A 20,089-nucleotide genomic window follows, 5' to 3' on the forward strand; every position below is an offset into this window, starting at 1 on the left:
GTCCTTAAATAAACGGAGAATGTTTTGGTAAAACTCACGACCAATTTTGGCGATATCACTATCGAACTGTATGCGGATAAAGCCCCAGTGACCGTAGCCAACTTTTTGAGCTATGTGGAAAAAGGTTTTTATGATGGCGTGATTTTTCATCGCGTCATCAACGACTTCATGATCCAGGGCGGCGGTTTTGATGCCAATATGAAGCAAAAGGCGACTGATGCGCCAATCAAGAATGAAGCCGACAATGGCTTGTCCAACGACAAATACACGCTTGCCATGGCGCGTACCATGATCCCGGATTCTGCTTCTGCCCAATTCTTTATCAATGTGAAAGATAATGACTTCCTCAACTTCACTGCCCCCACCACGCAAGGCTGGGGCTACTGTGTGTTTGGTAAAGTGGTGGAAGGAACTGAGGTAGTCGATAAGATCAAGGCCGTGGCGACGACCAGCCGTGCGGGTCACCAGGATGTGCCTGTTGATGCGGTCATCATTGAAAAAGCGGTTGTTGTCGCTTAAGGCATGACCACCTGGATCATTTCCGATCTGCACTTGTGTGCGCAAAGGCCTGCGGTAACGCAGGCTTTTTTGCATTGGCTGGAAACCGAAGCCAGCCAGGCAGAAGCACTGTATATCCTGGGCGATTTCTTTGAAGCCTGGGTAGGGGATGATGTACTGGGCGACGCGCAGTATGGCGCTGAGTACCAGTCTGTGGTGCACGCCTTGCGCACATTGTCAGACAGCGGTGTCAGGCTTTATTTCATGCATGGCAACCGGGATTTCCTGATTGGCGAACGGTTTGCACAGGCTTGTGGCTTGCAGCTACTGGCTGATCCAACCATGCTGGTCTCAGGTAATAAACGCATTCTCCTGGCGCATGGCGATGCGCTATGTACTGACGATATTGCTTACCAGCAGTTCCGCCAACAGGTACGCGATCCACAATGGCAGCAAGCATTTCTGGCACAATCCCTGGCTGCGCGTATTGCCTTTGCCGAACAGGCGCGCAGTCAAAGCGCAGAAAATAAAGCCATGCAATCCATGGAAATTATGGATGTGAATGCACACGCTGTTGCAGCGCTGATTCGGGATAATGGCTATCCTGAAATTCTGGTGCATGGACATACGCATAGGCCATATATCCATACACTGGAGATTGACAGGCATGTTTGCCAGCGCTGGGTGCTGGGAGACTGGCATGAAACAGCAGTCGTGTGTCGTTTAGATGCTGAACATATCCAACTGCTTACCCTGCCGTTGAATTAAGCCATGAAAAGATAATAAAAAAGCGCCCACAGGCGCTTTTTTATTATCAGACATGATCCGTATTACTTTTTGGCCTGGTTGCCGAATTCGTGCGGACGTACCTGCGCCGCAATTTTATCCAGGACGCCATTGATGTATTTGTGACCGTCAATACCGCCATAGGATTTGGCGAGTTCCACGCCTTCGTTAATGGCGACGCGGTATGGAATGCTGACATCAAACATTAATTCATAGCCAGAAATGCGTAACACCGCATGTTCAATCGGGCTCAGTTCGTCCAGCTGGCGATCTATAAACTGGCCGATCATGGCATCGACGTCGGCGGTATGATCCAGTACGCCTGTCAGCAACTGTTTGAAGTAGGCTTCATCCGCCTTGGAGTAATCCGGATCATCCAGGCTATCCAGGCGCAGTTGCTTGACGTCGCCGGCATTCATGCGGTTGCGATACAGCGCCTTTAGCGCAAGTTCGCGCGATTTACGGCGGTTTTTGCTGCCCCTGTTTTTTGCCGGCGAGGCCTGGCTTTTGTCAGCCGCTTGGTCCTGGCTCATAGTGCGTTCACCAGGTTAACCATTTCAATGGCGACCTGCGCAGCTTCCGCCCCTTTGATGGCCATGCGGGCTTCTGCCTGTTCGTCGTTTTCAGTGGTCAGGATAGCATTGGCGACCGGTACGCCGGTATCGCGTTGCACTTCAGAGATGCCGCGCGCAGATTCGTTGGCGACCACTTCAAAGTGGTAAGTTTCGCCACGGATAATCGCTCCCAGGGCAATCAGGCCATCATAGGATTCGCTGAGCGCCATGTGTTGCAAAATCAGGGGGCTTTCCAGCGCACCTGGTACCGTCGCCAGCGTGATATCGTCGGCTTTGACGCCCAGTTTCAACAGTTCCTGTTCACAGGCTTGCAGCAGGCCGGCACCGATATTGTCGTTAAAGCGGGAAAGAACGATACCGATTTTTTTGCCGGTACCATCCAGGTTGGGGGAGATTTTGTTCACTTGGGAATCCGTGGGCTAATACTGAAACCGCTATTTTAACTCAAAACGGCCTGCCCCGCGCCTGAGGGTGCAGAGTCAGCTAAAAGGGGAGGGGGTACAGGCAAATGAGTGGTTAAAAACCATCATTTGCCTGCACGGTGCCTGTCAGGCAAATAATGCCCAGGCTTTCTGCCCGGTCATGCAGATACCATAAGCAATGGGGATCAGCACCGCCAGCCAGGCGAACCTGACCAGCCAGTCAGTGCCTTGCGGTGCGCCATTGAGGGGTTTGGCTACCTTGACACTCGCCTCTTTAGGCTTGCTTGCCGCTTGCTCGGCTGCCAGTTCGGCATCGGTCATAAAGTATTTACTGTCCACCGGCTTCACCAGCAAGTTGGCGATAAATCCGATGCCCAGCAATCCTGCCAGAGTCAGAAAGATAGGGCCATAAATGTCAGCGAAAGGGACTTTTGCCTCCAGGCGCATATCATGCATGTAATTGACGATGACTGGCCCCACAATACCGGCGGTAGACCAGGCGGTGAGGATGCGGCCGTGAATGGCGCCGACAAACTGCGTGCCAAACAGGTCGGCCAGATAGGCGGGAATGGTCGAAAATCCCCCGCCGTACATGGAAGCAATCACGCAGAGGACGACCAGGAACAGTCCCAGATGCTGCTGGTTCGCCGCATAGGTTGCCGTGACATACATCAGGGCACCCAGCACGAAGAATATGAAGTAGGTATTGCGGCGGCCCAGTTTGTCTGACGAAGTGGCCCACCCCAGGCGGCCGAGAATATTGAAGACGGAAACCAGTCCAACAAACCCTGCACCCATGGCTGCAGCGGCAACTGTCAAAGACTCATCCGCCTTGATATCGGCAAACCCCAGTGCCGGTTGGCCAACCAGTTGCCCGCCAAAGGTCTCCTGTAGCATGGGGGCCGCCGCACCAATAATACCAATCGCCGCGGACACATTCATGCAAAGCATTAGCCATAGCAGCCAGAATTGCGGCGTTTTATGTGCCTTGTCCAAATGTACATGGCGGTTAACGACCATGCGATGGTGCTGTTGATCTGGCGGTGTCCAGCCTTCCGGTTTCCAGTTGGCTGCCGGAATACGGTAACCCAATGAGCCGCAGGTCATGAAAATGGCATAGACGATGGCCAGTACCACGAACGTTTGCCAGACGCCGGGTTCAGTCGGCGTGGCAAACAGGTTCATCAGTTTTGTCGCCAGCGGCGAGCCTATCATGGCGCCGCCGCCAAATCCCATGATTGCCATGCCGGTTGCCATGCCGCGCCGGTCGGGAAACCACTTAATCAGGGTGGAAACCGGCGAGATATAGCCGAGGCCGAGGCCGATGCCACCGATGACACCGCTACCCAGCCACATCATCCAGAGCTGGTGGTGGTAAACGCCCAGCGCTGAAATCAGCAAGCCACCACACCAGCAAAGCATGGAGACCAGGCCGGCTTTGCGCGGACCTGCGCGTTCCAGCCAACCTCCCCACAGTGCTGCCGAGCAGCCGAGTAATACAAAGAATAAGGTATACATCCAGCCCAGGTCGAACTGGGTCCAGTTGCAATCTGTGGCGAACAGGGCCGTGCCGGTGCCGGCGATCTTTTCGCTGAACGTGGTTGCCCCTGCGGCGCAGGTTGCGACTGGCGACCCATCCGCATTGGTGAGCGCAGTGCCCAGCGGTTTCCAGAACACGCTGAAGCCATAGGCCATGCCGATGGATAAATGCACGGCCAGTGCCGCTGGCGGAACCAGCCAGCGGTTAAAGTTCTTGCCTGCTGTGATATGTTCTTTTGATAAGTTAAACAAGATGCTCTGCCCCTTTATTTTTATGCTGTAACATCTTGTTACAATTTGTTGCAAAAGGCAATGTACACAAATTTAAATTTATGTGAGCTTGTCATGAAAATGTCATAATACATTCATAAACTGGCGAGCAAATACAAAAGCACATTGTGTGAATATTGCTTAAAAGGAGTCTCATGGCAGCAGCAAATATTTTGGTAGTAGAAGATGAGCCGGCCATTCAGGAATTGCTGGCATTGAACATCAAACAGGCGGGGCACCATGCTATCCGTGCCACCAGTGTGGAGCATGCGCAAATGCTATTGCGCGAAACCATGCCGGACCTGATCTTGCTGGACTGGATGTTGCCAGGGATGAGTGGCATTGAGTTTGCCCGCCGCCTCAAGTCCGATGGCTTGACCAAAGAAGTCCCGATTATCATGCTGACCGCCCGGGGTGACGAATTCGATAAAGTGCGCGGCCTGGAAGTGGGCGCAGATGATTATGTGACCAAGCCATTCAGTCCGCGTGAACTGAATGCACGCATCAAGGCCGTATTGCGTCGTCGTGCGCCGCAAATGACCGATGACCCGATTGAGGTGGCTGGGCTGCACCTGGATCCTACGACACACCGCGTGACCGGTCATAATGTCCATATTCCGCTTGGACCCACCGAGTTCAAGTTGCTGCACTTTTTTATGACCAATCCTGAACGTGTACACAGCCGCACACAATTGCTGGATAAAGTCTGGGGTGATCGCGTTTTTGTGGAAGACCGTACGGTGGACGTGCATATCCGCCGCTTGCGTAATGCGCTGATTGCCTCCAGCCACCAGGACATGATCCAGACGGTACGTGGTTCAGGTTACCGATTTTCAGTGCATACAGATCCGGCCAGTTAGCCATTTGTTGAGGCGCCTCCGGCAGTGACATAATTTTTTTGTCAGGAGGCGTTCGCACACCTATCTTACTGGTGTGGTGTCGTGATACGCTTCCGAATTCGTTTTTCACGATCACACTGCCTATGATGCCTCCTCCTGCCCGGTCTTTTCCTGCTGCCATCCTGCCATGGGCGATGCGCTGCTTTTGGCTGGGACTGATTGTGTGGATTGCTTTGACCTTCCGCCAGCACGGTATCAGTAATGACGAGTATGTGCAGCATACTTACGGGCAGATGCTGCTGGACTGGTACCACTCCGGTTTTACCGACCAGGATGCATTCCACTACCGTAACCTGCATCTCTATGGCGGCCTGTTCGATATTATTGCCGCCGCGCTGGATCCTTATATTCCCATCATGATCTGGGATATCCGTCACCTGTTGTCAGCCTTGTTTGGCTTGCTCGGTTTTTATGGCGTTTCCCGTTTTGCCAGCCTGTTAGGCGGCCAGCGCCTGGCCTTGCTTTCCATGTGGATGCTGTTCCTGACGGTTTCGTGGTCTGGCACCATGTTTACACACACCAAAGACGTGCCATTTGCTGCATGCATGCTATGGACGCTGTATGCGACCGCACTCGTGGTGCGCGAGATGGAAAATGTCAGTGGCAAGGCGATTGTCCTGCTGGGATTTTCTGTCGGCGGCGCACTGGGTTTGCGGGTCGGTGGCGCATTTGCCGTCATCTATCTTATCCTGCTGGTGATGTGGCGGGTGTGGCTGGATCACCGGCATACCGGTTCCCCCGTATGGTCACGCTTGTTTCGCATGGTGCTGATATTGTTGCCAGCTGCGGTGCTGGCGTTTGTCTTTATGGCCATCTGCTGGCCATGGAGCGTGATTGAAGCCGATAACCTGCTGGAAGCAGCCAAGTCCTTCTCGCATTTTGATTTTAATATGCAGACCATTGCGAATGGTGTGGTGTACAACATCAGTGATGTGCCGCGCACTTATTTGCTTCAGTATTTAGCCGTGAAGCTGCCGGAAGCGGGATTGTTAGGCCTGGCTAGCCTGCCTGTGCTGTGGCTGGCCTGCAGGCGATGCCTGGCATTGGTAGACATGAAAACGCGCATGACCATGCATACGCTATTGCTGGGCATCCTGTTTCCGTTACTGTTTGTCATGGAAGACAGGCCTGCGCTTTATAACGGCGTGCGACACTTCACCTTCCTGCTGCCATTACTGGCAATATTGTCTGCCTGGGGGGTGTTGGCCACCTGGCAGGCATTGACCAATAGCCGCCTGCATGGCCGTCTGGCTTATCGGGCAGTGTGGGCTGGTATTGTGGCTGGTTTGATGCTGGTGACACTGGTGGATATTATCCAGTTACATCCTTATGAATACGTGCGACTCAACCGCCTGGCGGGTGACCAGAAACAGGCTCAGTTCAAGTGGGAGGGCGATTACTGGTCCAGCGCCTTGCGTGAAGCCACCGACCAGTTGCTGGAGATGAAGTTACCTGTGCGCTCGCAGCCTTACTGGGTGGGTGCATGCGTGGATACGCCGCAAATTGAACCTTATCTTGACGGGCGCTTCAGTGTCACGCGCAAATGGGATGAAGCCGATTTTTACCTGTCTACCACCAATATGCATTGCCATGAAGTCATGCAGGGCAAAGTAATCATCAATATCCAGCGGCAGGGCATGTCACTGGCCGTGGTGAAAGACCGCCGCATGCTGAATGGTGCAGATCGTTCGGCAACCCCTGCCAAAAATTAAGCGCAATCCGCTACAATCTCAATCAGTTCACTGCCGGACGTCATGCCATGACCATTACCGATTCTGCCCGCCTAACCGCCCAGCCACATATTACGGTCATGGTGCCGGCTTACAATGAGGAAAAAAACATTGCGCAGACATTGCGGAATATTTGCGACGTATTGCAGCAAATGTCATCGCACTGGGATATTGTCGTGGTCGACGATGGCAGCCATGACCGGACGGCGCACGTGGTGCAGTCGCTGGTCGCGTCCTGCCGTGTGACACTGGTCAGGTTCTCGCGCAATTTCGGCAAGGAAAATGCCATCAGTGCCGGGTTTAACTACGCCAAAGGTGATCTGGTGATTTGCATGGATGCCGATGGCCAGCACGCGTCAGAGTTGATGCTGACCATGCTGAAAAGATGGCGTGAAGGTTATGACATGGTGTACGCGGTACGCCAGGACAGGGCACAGGAATCTTCCTTCAAGTTATGGGGTTCCCGCCTGTTTTACCGCATGATGAGTGCCAGCAGCCATATTGATATTCCACGTGATGCCGGCGATTTCCGCCTGATGGACCGCAAAGTGGTGGATGCCTTGTGCGCATTGCCCGAGCGCAACCGTTTTATGAAAGGCATTTATGCCTGGGTGGGATACAAATCGATAGGTATTCCCTACATTCCATTACCCAGATTGCATGGCGAAAGTGCCTATTCCAAACTCAAGCTGATTGCCCTGGCCTGGACCGGCATTACCGGATTCTCGGTCTTGCCCTTGCGCCTGGCCAGCCTGACCGGCGCCATTCTTGCGATCATTGCCTTTGCCTATGGCGCAGTGGTGGTGATTGATACCTTGTTCTTTCATGAGTCCGTGCCCGGTTGGCCGACAGTGGTGGCGAGCATGATGTTCTTTGCTGGCGTACAGCTATTGTTTATTGGTGTACTGGGCGAATACCTGGCACGTGTCTATGACGAGGTGAAAGGCCGCCCGCCCTATATCGTGGCAGAAGTAGTGCAGCCGGAGGAGGCTGCCCAACCAGCCGTCAGGCCTGCACGTCGCCGCAAACCGGCTACTGATGCCTGAGCCATCCATGCGTGCTTCGGTCCTGGGTTTTATCGGTGTCGGCGCATTGGCCGCGGGTGTGCATTATGTGGTGGCATTACTTGCGCATGGCCTGGGGTTGCAACCGGCCAATGCCAACTGGCTGGGATTCTTTTGCGCATTCCCCGTCAGCTATAGCGGGCATCGCGTGTGGTCGTTCCGCGGCACGCAAGCCAGCCATCAGCAAGCCTTTCCCAGGTTTTTTAGCGTTGCTTTGCTGGGCTTCCTCGGGAACCAGGCATTATTGTGGTTGGTGCTTACTTACACGTCACTGCCGTTCTGGCTTGTGTTAGGCGCCATTATGGTGGTAGTGGCAGCCAGCACCTGGCTATTAAGTCGATTCTGGGCGTTTCACCATGTTTAAAGGATGCCATGGCTAAGGTCATTATCTGTGCGGATGACTTTGCGCAATCTGCGGCGATCAATGCCGCGATTCTTGCATTGATTGAAAAAGGTATCGTCACCGCCACCTCCTGCATGACGCTGAGTCCTGCATGGCGGCAAAGCGCCGGACAGCTAACCGCGGGCATTCGTGCCCGAGCCGATATCGGCCTGCACCTGGACTTCACCCAGTTCTCCCGCACTATCCGCTTGCCGCATCCACAACTGGTATTACGCAGTTTATTGCGGTTACTCGATGCAAGCGCGATACGTGCCAATATCCGGCAGCAACTGGATGCCTTTGAGCAGGCGACCGGCACGCCACCCGATTATGTCGATGGCCACCTGCATGTGCATCAGCTGCCTGTCATCCGGCATGCGCTATTAACGGAAATGCAGCAGCGCTATGGGGCGATGCCTGCATCACAACGGCCGTGGTTACGTATCTCCAGCCCGCCGGCTGGGAGTGGTTTCAAGGCGCGCATGATTCACTGGCTGGGTGCCAGTGCTTTACAGCGCGCAGCCACGGCTGCCGGTTTCCGCGTTTCACCGTGTTTGCTGGGGGTGTACGATTTCCAGGGGGATATGACTGCATACCAGGCGCATTGGGCAACTTGGTCCAGGCAGTTGCATCAATATGTGCATGCACAGGGGAACAGTCTGCCGCCAGTACTAATGTGCCACCCATCCAACCCTGAAAATGGGGTGGATGAGCAGGATGCGATTGCCAATGCCAGGGTGATTGAATGGCAAGTGATGCAATCTGCGGATTTTGCTACCTGGCTGTCGCAAGCCGATATTCAAGCAGTGAAAGGGTCGCATTGAACAAGTGGATTCATTGGGCGCAATCTGCGCCAAGCTGGCAGCGTGCCATCCTCGCCGTCTTGCTCGGCGCACTCACGGTATTGGGTTTCGCACCCTATTATTTATTCTGGTTGCCATGGCTGTCTTTGGCTATATTGCTATGGCTATGGCAACACGCCAGTACCGCCGGGCAAGTCTTTAAATTAGGTTTCGCCTTCGGCCTTGGTCTATATTGCGCAGGCATTTACTGGATCTACATCAGCCTGCATACCTTTGGTGGCATGCCATGGTGGTTTGCCGGATTTAGTACCTTCTGCCTGTGTGCATTTATGGCATTGTTCCCGGCATTGGCCGGTTACCTGGCAACACGCCTGGGCAAGCTGTTGTGGACGGCTCCCGTGCTGTGGGCACTCTCAGACTGGGTGCGTGGCTGGATTTTCACCGGTTTCCCCTGGCTCACGCTGGGCTATAGCCAGGCGCCTGATAGCCCGCTAGCGGGTTTTTTGCCGGTGATGGGCGTATACGGTGTCTCAGCCCTGGTCATGCTGGTTGCGGCGAATATCGTAGCGATTGCCATGCAGCGTGACCGTGTACCTGCTGCGGTTATCCTGGCTGTTTTGCTGATAGGGGGCAGCGCGCTGACCATGGTGCCATGGACCCGACCCGTCGGCCCGCCTGTCAGCGTCGCGTTATTGCAAGGCAATATCGGCCAGACCATCAAATGGTCTCCCGAGCATGCCGAGCAGACCCTGAAACAATATCTGGATATGGTGAGGCAGGCGCAGGCGCAATTGATTGTATTGCCCGAAACCGCGCTGCCCGTTTTGGTGGAACAACTGGCCCCAGCGTACCTGGATGCGCTCAAGCAACATGCCCGGCAGCAGCAGGGTGATTTGCTGGTCGGGGTCGTGGAATCCAGGCAGGGTGAATACTTCAATAGTGCGCTGAGCCTGGGGGCATCACCTTCGCAAGCCTATTCTAAAAGCCACCTGGTGCCGTTTGGGGAGTATATCCCCCTTAAAAGCATATTCGGCTGGATTTACCGCGACTGGTTGCATATGCCGCTTAGTGATTTATCCCGCGGTACTTCCAAAGAGCCCCTGCTTATCGCCGGGCAAAAAGTTGGTGTGAATATCTGTTACGAGGATGTATTCGGTGAGGAGATTGCCCGGCAACTGCCGCAGGCCGAGTTACTGGTGAATATCAGCAACGATGCCTGGTACGGGCAATCGTTTGCGGCAGAGCAGCATATGCAGTTCAGCCAGGTGCGCGCGCTGGAAACCGGGCGTATGGTGTTACGCAGTACCAATACCGGGGCGACGGCGATTATCGATAAGAATGGCCAGGTATTGCAGCATGCGGTACATGACCAGGCGGTGATATTAACGGGTGAAGCGCAGAGTTATCGTGGACAGACGCCTTATGTTTGGTGGAGGAACTGGGCGTTTCTGGTGTTGAGTGTTGGTGGGTTGTTGTGGATTGGGTTTAGAAGGTAATTCTTTTTATTTGTGATTGCTTTGTGAGGTAAGCCTGTCATTCTGGCGCAGGCCAGAATCCAGGCAGGGTGCAATTGAACCACTGGTTGATTGTTAGGTTTTTTGAATCTGTTTTTATCTGCGTGTATTTGCGTTCATCGGCGGCTAATAGAATTGGTTTTTGTTGTTGAGAGCATGCGTTTCGTCTGTAGGCGACCTTCTTTCTTATGCTTGTCCATAAGAAAGAAGGCAAAGAACAGGACACCCCAACTTCCGCTTGTTCCCTGCGTTGCCCGTCAAAATAAGCGGTCGCGAAACTCAACCTAGCGGGCTGCCCACCCCGCAGCCCACCGCGGGATTCGGACAGACGCTCCCTTCACCTTATTTTGCCTGCGCTACTCGGCGCGGCAGATGGGGCCCCTGAAACCCAGTGAGCGCCACCATTTTTGGTTGTTAGCAGCAAACCACAGGTTGAGACCTTGCAAACTTTGATGTTGTTAGTGAAGAATTATTTTCTGACGGGTTCCGTTTCCTCATTGCCAAAAAAATGCTGATACAAAATCGGCAATACAAACAACGTCAAAAATGTTGCCGTAATTAACCCACCAATCACCACAATCGCCAGTGGCCGTTGAATCTCCGCCCCTGGCCCCGTGGCAAACAGCAATGGAATCAATCCAAATGCCGTAATACTGGCTGTCATCAGCACGGGCCGCAGCCGTCGCCTGGCGCCTTCATAGGCAATGTTGCTGGCTTGCATGCCTTGTGCTGCCAGATGCTGGAAATGGCTCACCATGACCACGCCATTGAGCACAGCAATGCCTAGCAGCGCTATAAAGCCAACCGAGGCAGGCACTGACAGGTATTCTCCTGACAGCCACAGCGCAAATACGCCGCCTATCATGGCGAACGGGATATTGGCCAGTATCAGTAACGCTTTGGGCAGGGAGCCAAAAGTCATGAATAACAGCAGGGCGATGAGGACGATGGCGATCGGGATGACGATGCTAAGGCGTGCCGCGGCGCGTTGCTGGTTCTCGAACTGGCCACCCCAGACCAGCCAGTAGCCTTCTGGCAATTTGACTTGTTGCTCGACTTTCTGCCGGGCTTCTTCAACAAAACTGACCAGGTCGCGGTCTTTGACGTTGGCGGTGACGACGACCATGCGATTGCCACGTTCACGGTCTATCTTGACCGGGCCTTCTTCGCGGACGATATTGGCGACGCTGGAGAGCGGCACGGTACCACCTTGCGGCAGCGTGAGCACGAGCTGGCTGAAGTCCGAGGCGGATTCGCGTACAACCTGGCTACCGCGCAGCAATACCGGGGTGCGACGGTTGCCCTCTAGCACGATGCCCAGCGGTTTGCCTTCGAGCTGGCTTTGCAGCAGGGCGTTAATATCGGCCACACTGAGTCCCAGCCTGCCAGCGGCCACACGGTCTATCCTGATTTGCAGGTATTGCACGCCGCTGTTTTGCGGCGTGTAGACATCCTGGTTGCCGGGCACGGATTCCAGCACCTTGATGATTTCCTGCGCTTTCTGGTTAAGTACATTGAGGTCGGCACCAAAGATTTTCAACGCCAGGTCGCCACGTACGCCAAGGATCATTTCATTCACGCGCATTTCGATGGGTTGCGTGAAGTTGTAATCCAGTCCGGGGACGCTCTGCATGACTTTGCGCAGTTTTTCGATCAGGGCGGCCTTGTCTGGCACCTGCCATTGGTCGCGGGGTTTGAGGACGAGGAAATTATCACTCTGGTTGATGCCCATGGGGTCCAGCCCCAGCTCATCCGACCCGGCACGCGAATATACGCCCTGGATCTCCGGTACTTGTTGCAACAGGGTTTGTTGCAAATGGCTATCCGTGGCCACGCTTTGCGACAAGGCGATAGACGGCAGTTTTTCGGTGCCGATAATGACATCACCTTCGTCCATGGTCGGCATAAAGGTTTTGCCTATGCGTGGGTAGACCACGACTGTCAGCGCCAGCAGGATGGCCGCTACCAGTAGCACGGGACGTTTGTGTTGCATGGTGGTGCTCAGGCTGCGGGCATACCAGCAATTGAGGTGGCGGATCAGCCATGGCTCTTCAGCGGCATGGCCCTGGATCAGGAAGGATGCCAGCACCGGGATGATGGTGAGCGATAGCAGCAGCGAGGAACCCAGCGCAAACATGATGCTCAACGCAACCGGCGCGAACAGTTTGCCCTCCAGTCCTTGCAAGGTCAGCAAGGGTAAAAACACCGTAATAATAATCACGATGCCTGCGCTGACGGGGACGCTGACCTCACGCATGGCGGCAAGGATAATACTGAGCTTGCCTTGGGCAGGTGTTTGTTGCGCGTGGACCAGATGCTCGACGATGTTTTCCACCACCACGACGGCAGAGTCGACCAGCATGCCGATGGCAATCGCCAGGCCGCCCAATGACATCAGGTTGGCTGACATGCCGTATCGCTGCATCAGCCAGAACGTCGCCAGCATGGACAATGGCAGCGCGCAGGCCACGGTGAGCGCTGCGCGCAGGTTGCCCAGGAACAATACCAGTAATACCAGCACCAGCACGATGGCTTCCAGCAATGCTTTATTCACGGTGTGTACGGCACGTTCGACCAGGTCGCCGCGGTCGTAAAACACTTCAATCTTGACGCCTTTGGGCAATGCTGGCGCGATTTCCGCCAGCTTGGCGCGCACGCCTTCTACCACTTGCCGTGCGTTGGCACCACGCAGGCCCAACACCAGGCCCTCGACAGCTTCGCCTTTGCCATTGCGGCTGACGGCGCCATAACGCGTTAGTTCGCCGATACGTACTTCCGCTACATCACCTATGCGTACCGGGCTGCCTTGGTGACCTTTGAGGACGGTGTTGCGCACATCGTCCAGCGTCTTGAAGGCGCCTTCGGCGCGCACCAGCAATGACTCTTCGCCATCTTGCAGGCGGCCTGCGCCATCATTGTGGTTATTGTCGCTGATGGCTTGTTGTAACTCACTGAGGGCGATGCCACGTGCCTGCAGTCTGGCATTGTCGGGCACGATTTCAAAACTACGCACCAGCCCGCCCAGCGCATTGACGTCGGCGACGCCGGGCACCGTGCGCAGGCGCGGACGGATGACCCAGTCCAGCAGGGAGCGTTTTTCCTGCAGGCTGAGGCTGTCTGATTCAATGGTGAACATAAACATCTCACCCAGCGGTGTGGTCATGGGCGCAATGCCGCCCGATACTTGGTCGGGTAAATTGGGCCAGGCGTTATTCAGCCGCTCGGTGACTTGCTGGCGTGCCCAGTAAATGTCCGTGCCGTCCTCAAAGTCGATGGTGATGTCAGTCAGCGCGTATTTGGCGACTGCGCGCAAACTGCTCTGTTTGGGGATGCCAAGCATCTCGACCTCAACCGGTGCGGTAATCCTCGCCTCAACTTCTTCCGGCGTCATGCCTGGTGATTTGATGATGATTTTGACCTGCGTCGACGAGACGTCCGGAAAAGCGTCAATCGGGATGGTTTGATAAGCGGTCCAGCCTGCGAACAACAAACCGATGGCGAATACGCAGATCAGCAACCTTTGCTTGAGTGAGGTTTCTATGAGCCAGTTTAGCATGTGCTACTCCCCGCCCAAGCCAAGCCAGTGGCCTTTCAAGGCGGCCACGCCTTGCACGGCGATGGCCTCATTGCCACGCAAGTCTGCTTGTACGGTTAATTGTTGGTCTTGTTCCAGCATGACTTTCACCGGCGTCACGGCCACCCCCCTGGCCTGCTGCACAAATATCACCGCTTGCTCGCCTTGCCTGGCGACCGCGCTTCTGGGCACGGCAAAGCTGCCTTGCGTAGTCTGTTCGACCAGCGCCACATCGACCATCTGCCCGACGGATAATTGTTCGGCGCCCTGGCTGATAGAGGCCCGCACTTGTGTGGTCTGGTTGTTTTTGTTCAACTGCCGCAACACGGTATCGACCCTGGCGGTCAGGTTTTGTTTGGGCAAGCGCACCATGGCACCGGGGCTTAGTTGCTGTGCCTGTGCGATCGGCACTTGTATCATCAGCCATAGCGGTGTCGGGTTGCTGATGGTGTAGATCGGCATCGCCATATCCACACGCGCGCCGACTGGCTGTTGTTGCTCCATAATCTGGCCGCTGATAGGCGCGATAATCGCCATGCCGTTTTGCATGCTGCGCCTTTGCGCCAGTTGCTGGATTTGGCGCTCACTCATGCCCGCCAGTTTCAAGGTCTGTTTGCGCTCGTGCATCAGCGCCTGGCTGGTTTCATACGCGCTTTGTGTTTCCTGGAGGCGGCGCTGGGCAATAATGCCATCTTTAAACAATTCCTGATCGCGTTTGAGCGCCTGCTCGTGCAACCTGGCTTGGGTGTCACTCTGCAAATAGTTGCTTTGCAAGGCCACCAGGTCCGGGCTGCTGAGTTGGCCGATGACCTGGCCTTGTTTGACGGTGTCGCCCACGCTGACGGTGAGTCGCGTAATCAAGCCGCCCTGTGGCGCCGTGACGACGCGGGTTTGCGTCGGCGGTAACACCACTTCTGCCGGGTAGCTGGCGGATAGGCCCTCTTGCTGGGGTTGTAAATGACCCCATTGCACCTGCATCTGTTTCAATTGTGCCGGTGAGAGCGGTAACAGGGTGGCTGCTGAGGTGTTCAGCGACAGGCAAAACAAGCTGATTAAAAAAAGAATTCTTTTCATGGCAGGACTCCTACGGCCTGGTTGTATCTGGCAATGTTCCATTGCACTTGTAGCTGCTGGCTGCTCAAGCTGCGTTCAGCTTCAAAGGCCAGTAATTGCAGGCGTAATAATTGGTTGAGATCGAGTTCGCCCAGGCGATAGGCTTTGCGGGCCAGGCTGGCATTCTCGCTGGCGATGGCTTGCTGTTGCTGGATCAGTGTCAGTTCCTGGCGGCTGACATGCAGGTTATGCTCGGCTTCGTGCAGGTTGTTCTCCAACTGTCGGCGCAAGGTTTCCAGCTGGGTACGCGCATCGCCTATGTTTTGCTCGGCATTGGCCAGCAAGGGCGCGCGCTGCACTTCGCTTTGCAGCGGAATATTGATAGCCACGCCCATGCTGGCGTTATAGGCATAGTCAAAACCACCCTGGATAGTGCGCGTGCTGAGCGTGAGTTGCGGATTCTGCCGCTGCTCTATCATGGTCAGGTCGCGTTGGCCTTCTGCCAGCTTGAGCCTGGCTTGCGCGGCTTGCCAGTAAGGCGAGTCGGCATAATCTTCGCGAGTGGACAGCGGCTCTTCCAGCCTGGCTGGCATTTCGTTGAGCCCCGTGAGTTGCTGGTAACGGAATTGCGCATGCATGAGTTCGGCCTGCGCCGTGACGCGCTGGCGTTCGGCCTGCAGGGTTTCCTGCTCGGCCTGCATGATATCCAGCCGGGCCACTTCGCCTGCCTTAAAGCGTTTCTGCACATCTTCGGCAATGCTGCGCATGGTGTTACGGCGGTTTTCAACCAGCCCGACATCGTTGCGGCGCATGGCAATCTCCCACACGGCATTGCGTAACAGGTCTGCGGCCAGTTGCTGCAAGCCAGCGCGGTCTTGCGACAGGCTGTCATCGGCCAGGCTGGCCACCTGACCGCGCGCCTGCCGCTGCCCGGGTAGCCAGATGGGGATTTGTACCTGCGCCTGCCACTCACGCTCGTCGCGGTTGCTGAGCAGTGCGTCGTTCTGGTGGGAGAATCCCACCGAAGGGGCTTGTGGCAGCCAGCTGTTGGCCATAATCTTGCGTGCCTGCACCATGTGCTGGTGCGCGGCCAGCAAGGCTTGCTGCGGATGGATAGCCACTACCTGCTGCAATACTTGGTGCAAACTTAAATGTGGATTGGCTGAAACGGTATCGTTATGGTCATTACCCTGCTGGCTCATGCTTTCGGCCATGACAGGCACTACATGGCAAACCGTGAGCCATGCAAACCATATGATTAGGAAGCGATACGCCCCCCTGCATAAATGAAACATACATACTCCTGAACAAAACAGGCAAACCGATGGCTAATGCCGCCGGTGCAACAGGTGAATGTTCAGGCGTGTGGAGGGCCGCGCGGGCTGTGGCGCGTGAGGGGAAAGGCGTGTTGCGGGTGATCGTTCTGCGGTCGCTGGCACTGGCGGCGTGGCAGCAGCAGGCACAATGACAGCAAGAGCAGGCCGGGCAGGATGGCTACGAAAAAATTGGCGTGCGCATCAATCAGCGATAATAAGGTATTGCTTTCACTGATGGCCTGGCCCAACTCTATGATCTGCCCATGCGATTTTCCTGAGTGCATATGCCAGTGAAACGGATGCCTGGATGCTTCCGTTTCTGTATGCAAGGCCGGAATATCGACCATATGCATGTGCGGGCCATCATCGGCAGCGGTATCGCCTGCAGCATGGGCATGCAAGAGTGGCGCAATGGTTTGCAGCAAGGCAAACCATAACGTCAGCAACAACACCCATGTGCGGTAGGATTTCATGCGCCTAATCTATCAAATTTTGCGGGATGCCACAATCGCAAAAAACCGTAAAAAACCCATCTCATGCTCTTAACGGGACAGCAATGCGATTTCTTAACCTAGTCTGAATCAGGTAAAATATTCGTTTTACAATCAATCCGATCAGGCGTCATGGTGCTGACCTTTCAACAGATTATTTTAAAGCTTCAGGAATACTGGGACAAACAAGGCTGCACGTTGCTGCAACCTTACGATATGGAAGTCGGTGCAGGCACCAGCCATACCGCCACTTTTTTACGCGCACTGGGCCCTGAACCCTGGAAGGCTGCCTATGTGCAACCCAGCCGCCGCCCCAAAGATGGCCGCTACGGCGAAAACCCTAACCGCTTGCAGCATTACTACCAATACCAGGTAGTGCTCAAACCGGCCCCGGCCAATATCCTGGAACTGTACCTCGGCTCGCTTGAAGCGTTGGGCTTTAACCTCAAGGAAAACGATATCCGCTTTGTAGAGGATGACTGGGAAAACCCGACACTGGGCGCCTGGGGCCTGGGCTGGGAGGTCTGGCTCAATGGCATGGAAGTGACACAATTCACCTATTTCCAGCAAGTGGGCGGCATCAACTGTAAACCGATCACCGGTGAAATCACCTATGGCCTGGAGCGCCTGGCCATGTACCTGCAAGGCGTGGAAAATGTCTATGACCTCGAATATTCGCCGGGTGTGAAGTATGGTGACGTGTTCCACCAGAATGAGGTTGAGCAATCGACTTATAATTTTGAGCATTCCGATGCCGATTTCCTGTTCACGGCGTTTAATGCGCACGAAAAACAAGCCAAGCACCTGATGGAAGTGAAGCTGGCCTTGCCTGCTTACGAACAAGTGCTGAAAGCGGCACACACTTTTAACCTGCTCGACGCGCGTGGTGCGATTTCCGTCACCGAGCGTGCGGCCTACATTGGCCGTATCCGTACCCTGGCCCGCGCCGTGGCTGCCAGCTACCTCGATAGCCGCGCCCGCCTGGGCTTCCCGATGGCGCCAAAAGAATGGGCTGATGAAGTTATCGCCAAACTTGAGAGCGAACAAGCCGAACAAAACAAGAAAGCCGCCGCATGAGTACCCGCAACCTGTTAGTTGAATTATTTGTAGAAGAACTGCCGCCCAAGGTATTGAAAAAGCTGGGTGAGTCTTTCAGTGGTGTGCTGGCTGAGAGCCTGCAAGCCTCCGGCCTGTTGGCGGATGGCAGCGCGGTGACTACTTTTGCATCCCCGCGCCGTCTGGCGGCGCATATCACGCAGGTGTCTGCAAAAGCGGCCGATAAACAAGTCGCGCAAAAACTGATGCCAGCGACGGTTGGCCTGGATGCCAATGGTCATGCCACTCCAGCCTTGCTGAAAAAATTGCAGGCCTTGGGCGAAGATGAAAGTGCCGTTGCCAAACTGCGCAAAGAAAATGATGGCAAGGCGGATGTGTTGTTCCTGGATGCGACGCAAGCAGGTGCCACCTTGCAGGAAGGCCTGCAAAAAGCGCTGGATGAGACGCTGGCCAAATTGCCTATTCCCAAGGTCATGACTTACCAGATTAATGATGGCTGGCAGAGCGTGAACTTTGTGCGTCCGGCGCATGGCCTGGTGGCTTTGCATGGTAGCGAAATCGTGCCTGTTTCCACGCTGGGTTTAACGGCTGGAAATACGACACAAGGTCACCGTTTTGAAGCAAAAAATCCAGTGGTCACGATTACTTCTGCCGACACCTATGCGCAGCAATTGAATGATGAAGGTGCCGTAATTGCCGGTTTTGATGCGCGTCGTGCCGAGATTGTGAAGCAACTGCAAGCTGCGGCCGCCAAGCAAGGCTTGAAACCGATTGATGACGATGCCTTGCTGGACGAAGTGACTGCGCTGGTGGAGCGCCCTAACGTATTGCTGGGCCAGTTTGAAGAAGAGTTTTTACAGGTGCCGCAAGAGTGCCTGATTCTGACCATGAAGGCCAACCAGAAATATTTCCCGTTGCTGGATGCAAGCGGCAAACTGACTAATAAGTTTTTAATTGTATCCAACATCAACCCGGCCGATGCCAGCAAGGTCATTGGTGGCAACGAGCGCGTGGTGCGTCCACGTCTGGCCGATGCCAAATTCTTCTTTGACCAGGACCGTAAAAAGACGCTGGAAAGCCGTTTGCCTGGCCTGGGTAAAGTGGTTTACCACAACAAGCTGGGTTCACAAGGGGAGCGCAATGCGCGCGTGGTGGCGATTGCTTCTGCCATTGCCCAGCACATTGGTGGTGACGGTTTTGTCGCCAAAGTGGCGCAAGCCGCACGTTTGTCCAAGATTGACTTGCTGACTGATATGGTCGGTGAGTTCCCGGAGCTGCAAGGCATCATGGGTCGTTACTACGCCCAGCACGAAGGCATGGCTGATGACGTGGCGTATGCGATTGAAGATCATTACCGTCCACGCTTTGCCGGTGACGAACTGCCGCGTAGCCAGGTCGGTGTGGTGGTGGCCTTGGCGGACAAGCTGGAAACTTTGGCGGGCCTGTTCAGCATCGGTGAAAAACCGACTGGGGATAAGGATCCGTTTGCCTTGCGTCGCCAGGCACTGGGCATTTTGCGCATGCTGATGGAAACCGACTTGCCATTGGCCTTTGACCAGTTGATCGCACAAACACTGAGCGTATTTAATGGTGGCCAGGAAGTAGCTGAAGCCATCAAGGCATTCTGCTTTGACCGGCTGGCCGTGAACCTGCGTGACCAGGGGGCGAGCGCGCAAGAGGTGGATGCGGTACTGTCATTGTCACCGAATCAATTAGCCGAAGTGCCACGCCGCTTAAGCGCAGTGCAGGCATTTGCCAACCTGGCGGAAGCACCTGCGCTGGCAGCTGCCAACAAGCGCGTATCTAACATCCTGAAAAAAGTGGAAGGCGAAGTAAAAGCCGAAGTAAAGGTTGAGTTACTGCAAGAGCCTGCCGAGAAGGCCCTGCACCAGGCGCTGGCTGCAACCAAGCCTAAAGCCGACCAGCTGTTTGAAACTGGCGATTACACAGCTTCATTGCAGGCACTGGCAAACCTCAAGGCACCGGTTGATACCTTCTTTGATGAAGTGATGGTGAATGCCGATGATCCTGCACTCAAGGCCAATCGCCTGGGCCTGCTGGCAACCCTGCACCAGGCCATGAACCGCGTGGCAGATTTGTCCAAACTGGCAAGTTGA

Annotated in this window: 17 protein-coding genes; 10 read left to right on the forward strand and 7 right to left on the reverse strand. The window is 55.0% G+C overall.

Annotated features, from left to right (window positions below):
• Positions 1-24 precede the first annotated feature (24 nt).
• Positions 25-519 (forward strand): peptidylprolyl isomerase, encoded by a 495-nt coding sequence (locus BLP53_RS08685; RefSeq protein WP_091471757.1) that lies wholly within the window; start codon positions 25-27, stop codon positions 517-519.
• A gap of 3 nt (positions 520-522) precedes the next feature.
• Positions 523-1,266: a UDP-2,3-diacylglucosamine diphosphatase gene (locus BLP53_RS08690; protein WP_091471758.1), complete on the forward strand. Its 744-nt coding sequence runs from the start codon at positions 523-525 to the stop codon at positions 1,264-1,266.
• Positions 1,267-1,328: 62 nt separating this feature from the next.
• Here BLP53_RS08690 and nusB read toward each other — a convergent pair whose 3' ends face one another.
• The 3 genes from nusB to BLP53_RS08705 form a co-directional block, all read right to left on the reverse strand.
• Complete coding sequence (gene nusB / locus BLP53_RS08695; RefSeq protein ID WP_091471759.1) at positions 1,329-1,817, reverse strand: transcription antitermination factor NusB; 489 nt, start codon at positions 1,815-1,817, stop codon at positions 1,329-1,331.
• The gene (gene ribH / locus BLP53_RS08700; RefSeq protein ID WP_091471760.1) at positions 1,814-2,263 is read right to left on the reverse strand and encodes a 6,7-dimethyl-8-ribityllumazine synthase; all 450 of its coding nucleotides are present in this window, start codon (positions 2,261-2,263) and stop codon (positions 1,814-1,816) included. Before ribH ends, nusB begins: the two co-directional genes overlap by 4 nt.
• A gap of 144 nt (positions 2,264-2,407) precedes the next feature.
• Positions 2,408-4,072, reverse strand: a complete 1,665-nt coding sequence (locus BLP53_RS08705; RefSeq protein ID WP_483819045.1) for an OFA family MFS transporter — start codon at positions 4,070-4,072, stop codon at positions 2,408-2,410.
• 173 nt (positions 4,073-4,245) lie between these two features.
• Between BLP53_RS08705 and phoB the strand changes: the two genes are divergently transcribed.
• The 6 genes from phoB to lnt all read left to right on the forward strand — a co-directional run bounded on the left by phoB (position 4,246) and on the right by lnt (position 10,464).
• On the forward strand, positions 4,246-4,950 hold the full coding sequence (gene phoB / locus BLP53_RS08710; RefSeq protein ID WP_091471761.1) for a phosphate regulon transcriptional regulator PhoB: 705 nt from the start codon (positions 4,246-4,248) through the stop codon (positions 4,948-4,950).
• Between the two features lie 122 nt (positions 4,951-5,072).
• Positions 5,073-6,701: an ArnT family glycosyltransferase gene (locus BLP53_RS08715; protein WP_091471762.1), complete on the forward strand. Its 1,629-nt coding sequence runs from the start codon at positions 5,073-5,075 to the stop codon at positions 6,699-6,701.
• A gap of 47 nt (positions 6,702-6,748) precedes the next feature.
• Positions 6,749-7,765, forward strand: coding sequence for a glycosyltransferase family 2 protein (locus tag BLP53_RS08720; RefSeq protein WP_091471763.1), 1,017 nt, complete (start codon positions 6,749-6,751; stop codon positions 7,763-7,765).
• Positions 7,766-7,772: 7 nt separating this feature from the next.
• Positions 7,773-8,147, forward strand: a complete 375-nt coding sequence (locus tag BLP53_RS08725) for a GtrA family protein (protein WP_091471930.1) — start codon at positions 7,773-7,775, stop codon at positions 8,145-8,147.
• Positions 8,148-8,155: 8 nt separating this feature from the next.
• Positions 8,156-8,989: a ChbG/HpnK family deacetylase gene (locus BLP53_RS08730; RefSeq protein WP_091471764.1), complete on the forward strand. Its 834-nt coding sequence runs from the start codon at positions 8,156-8,158 to the stop codon at positions 8,987-8,989.
• Entirely contained in the window at positions 8,911-10,464 is a 1,554-nt protein-coding gene (lnt, locus tag BLP53_RS08735) for an apolipoprotein N-acyltransferase (protein ID WP_091471765.1), read from the forward strand. The genes BLP53_RS08730 and lnt overlap by 79 nt, the downstream gene beginning before the upstream one ends.
• A gap of 487 nt (positions 10,465-10,951) precedes the next feature.
• Here the strand turns inward: lnt and BLP53_RS08740 are convergent, their stop codons facing one another.
• The 4 genes from BLP53_RS08740 to BLP53_RS08755 all read right to left on the reverse strand — a co-directional run bounded on the left by BLP53_RS08740 (position 10,952) and on the right by BLP53_RS08755 (position 16,898).
• On the reverse strand, positions 10,952-14,038 hold the full coding sequence (locus BLP53_RS08740) for an efflux RND transporter permease subunit (RefSeq protein ID WP_143001360.1): 3,087 nt from the start codon (positions 14,036-14,038) through the stop codon (positions 10,952-10,954).
• A gap of 3 nt (positions 14,039-14,041) precedes the next feature.
• Positions 14,042-15,130 carry an efflux RND transporter periplasmic adaptor subunit gene (locus tag BLP53_RS08745; protein ID WP_091471766.1) on the reverse strand — a complete coding sequence of 363 codons (1,089 nt, stop codon included), beginning with the start codon at positions 15,128-15,130 and terminating at the stop codon, positions 14,042-14,044.
• Positions 15,127-16,323: a TolC family protein gene (locus tag BLP53_RS08750; protein WP_245652738.1), complete on the reverse strand. Its 1,197-nt coding sequence runs from the start codon at positions 16,321-16,323 to the stop codon at positions 15,127-15,129. The genes BLP53_RS08745 and BLP53_RS08750 overlap by 4 nt, the downstream gene beginning before the upstream one ends.
• Positions 16,324-16,466: 143 nt before the next feature.
• Complete coding sequence (locus tag BLP53_RS08755; RefSeq protein WP_091471768.1) at positions 16,467-16,898, reverse strand: hypothetical protein; 432 nt, start codon at positions 16,896-16,898, stop codon at positions 16,467-16,469.
• Positions 16,899-17,051: 153 nt separating this feature from the next.
• Here BLP53_RS08755 and glyQ point away from each other — a divergent pair, with 153 nt between their 5' ends.
• On the forward strand, positions 17,052-17,993 hold the full coding sequence (gene glyQ, locus BLP53_RS08760) for a glycine--tRNA ligase subunit alpha (protein ID WP_176755257.1): 942 nt from the start codon (positions 17,052-17,054) through the stop codon (positions 17,991-17,993).
• Positions 17,990-20,089 carry a glycine--tRNA ligase subunit beta gene (glyS, locus tag BLP53_RS08765; protein ID WP_091471770.1) on the forward strand — a complete coding sequence of 700 codons (2,100 nt, stop codon included), beginning with the start codon at positions 17,990-17,992 and terminating at the stop codon, positions 20,087-20,089. The genes glyQ and glyS overlap by 4 nt, the downstream gene beginning before the upstream one ends.

This window comes from Methylophilus rhizosphaerae (genome assembly GCF_900100975.1).
GTDB classification, from domain to species: domain Bacteria; phylum Pseudomonadota; class Gammaproteobacteria; order Burkholderiales; family Methylophilaceae; genus Methylophilus; species Methylophilus rhizosphaerae.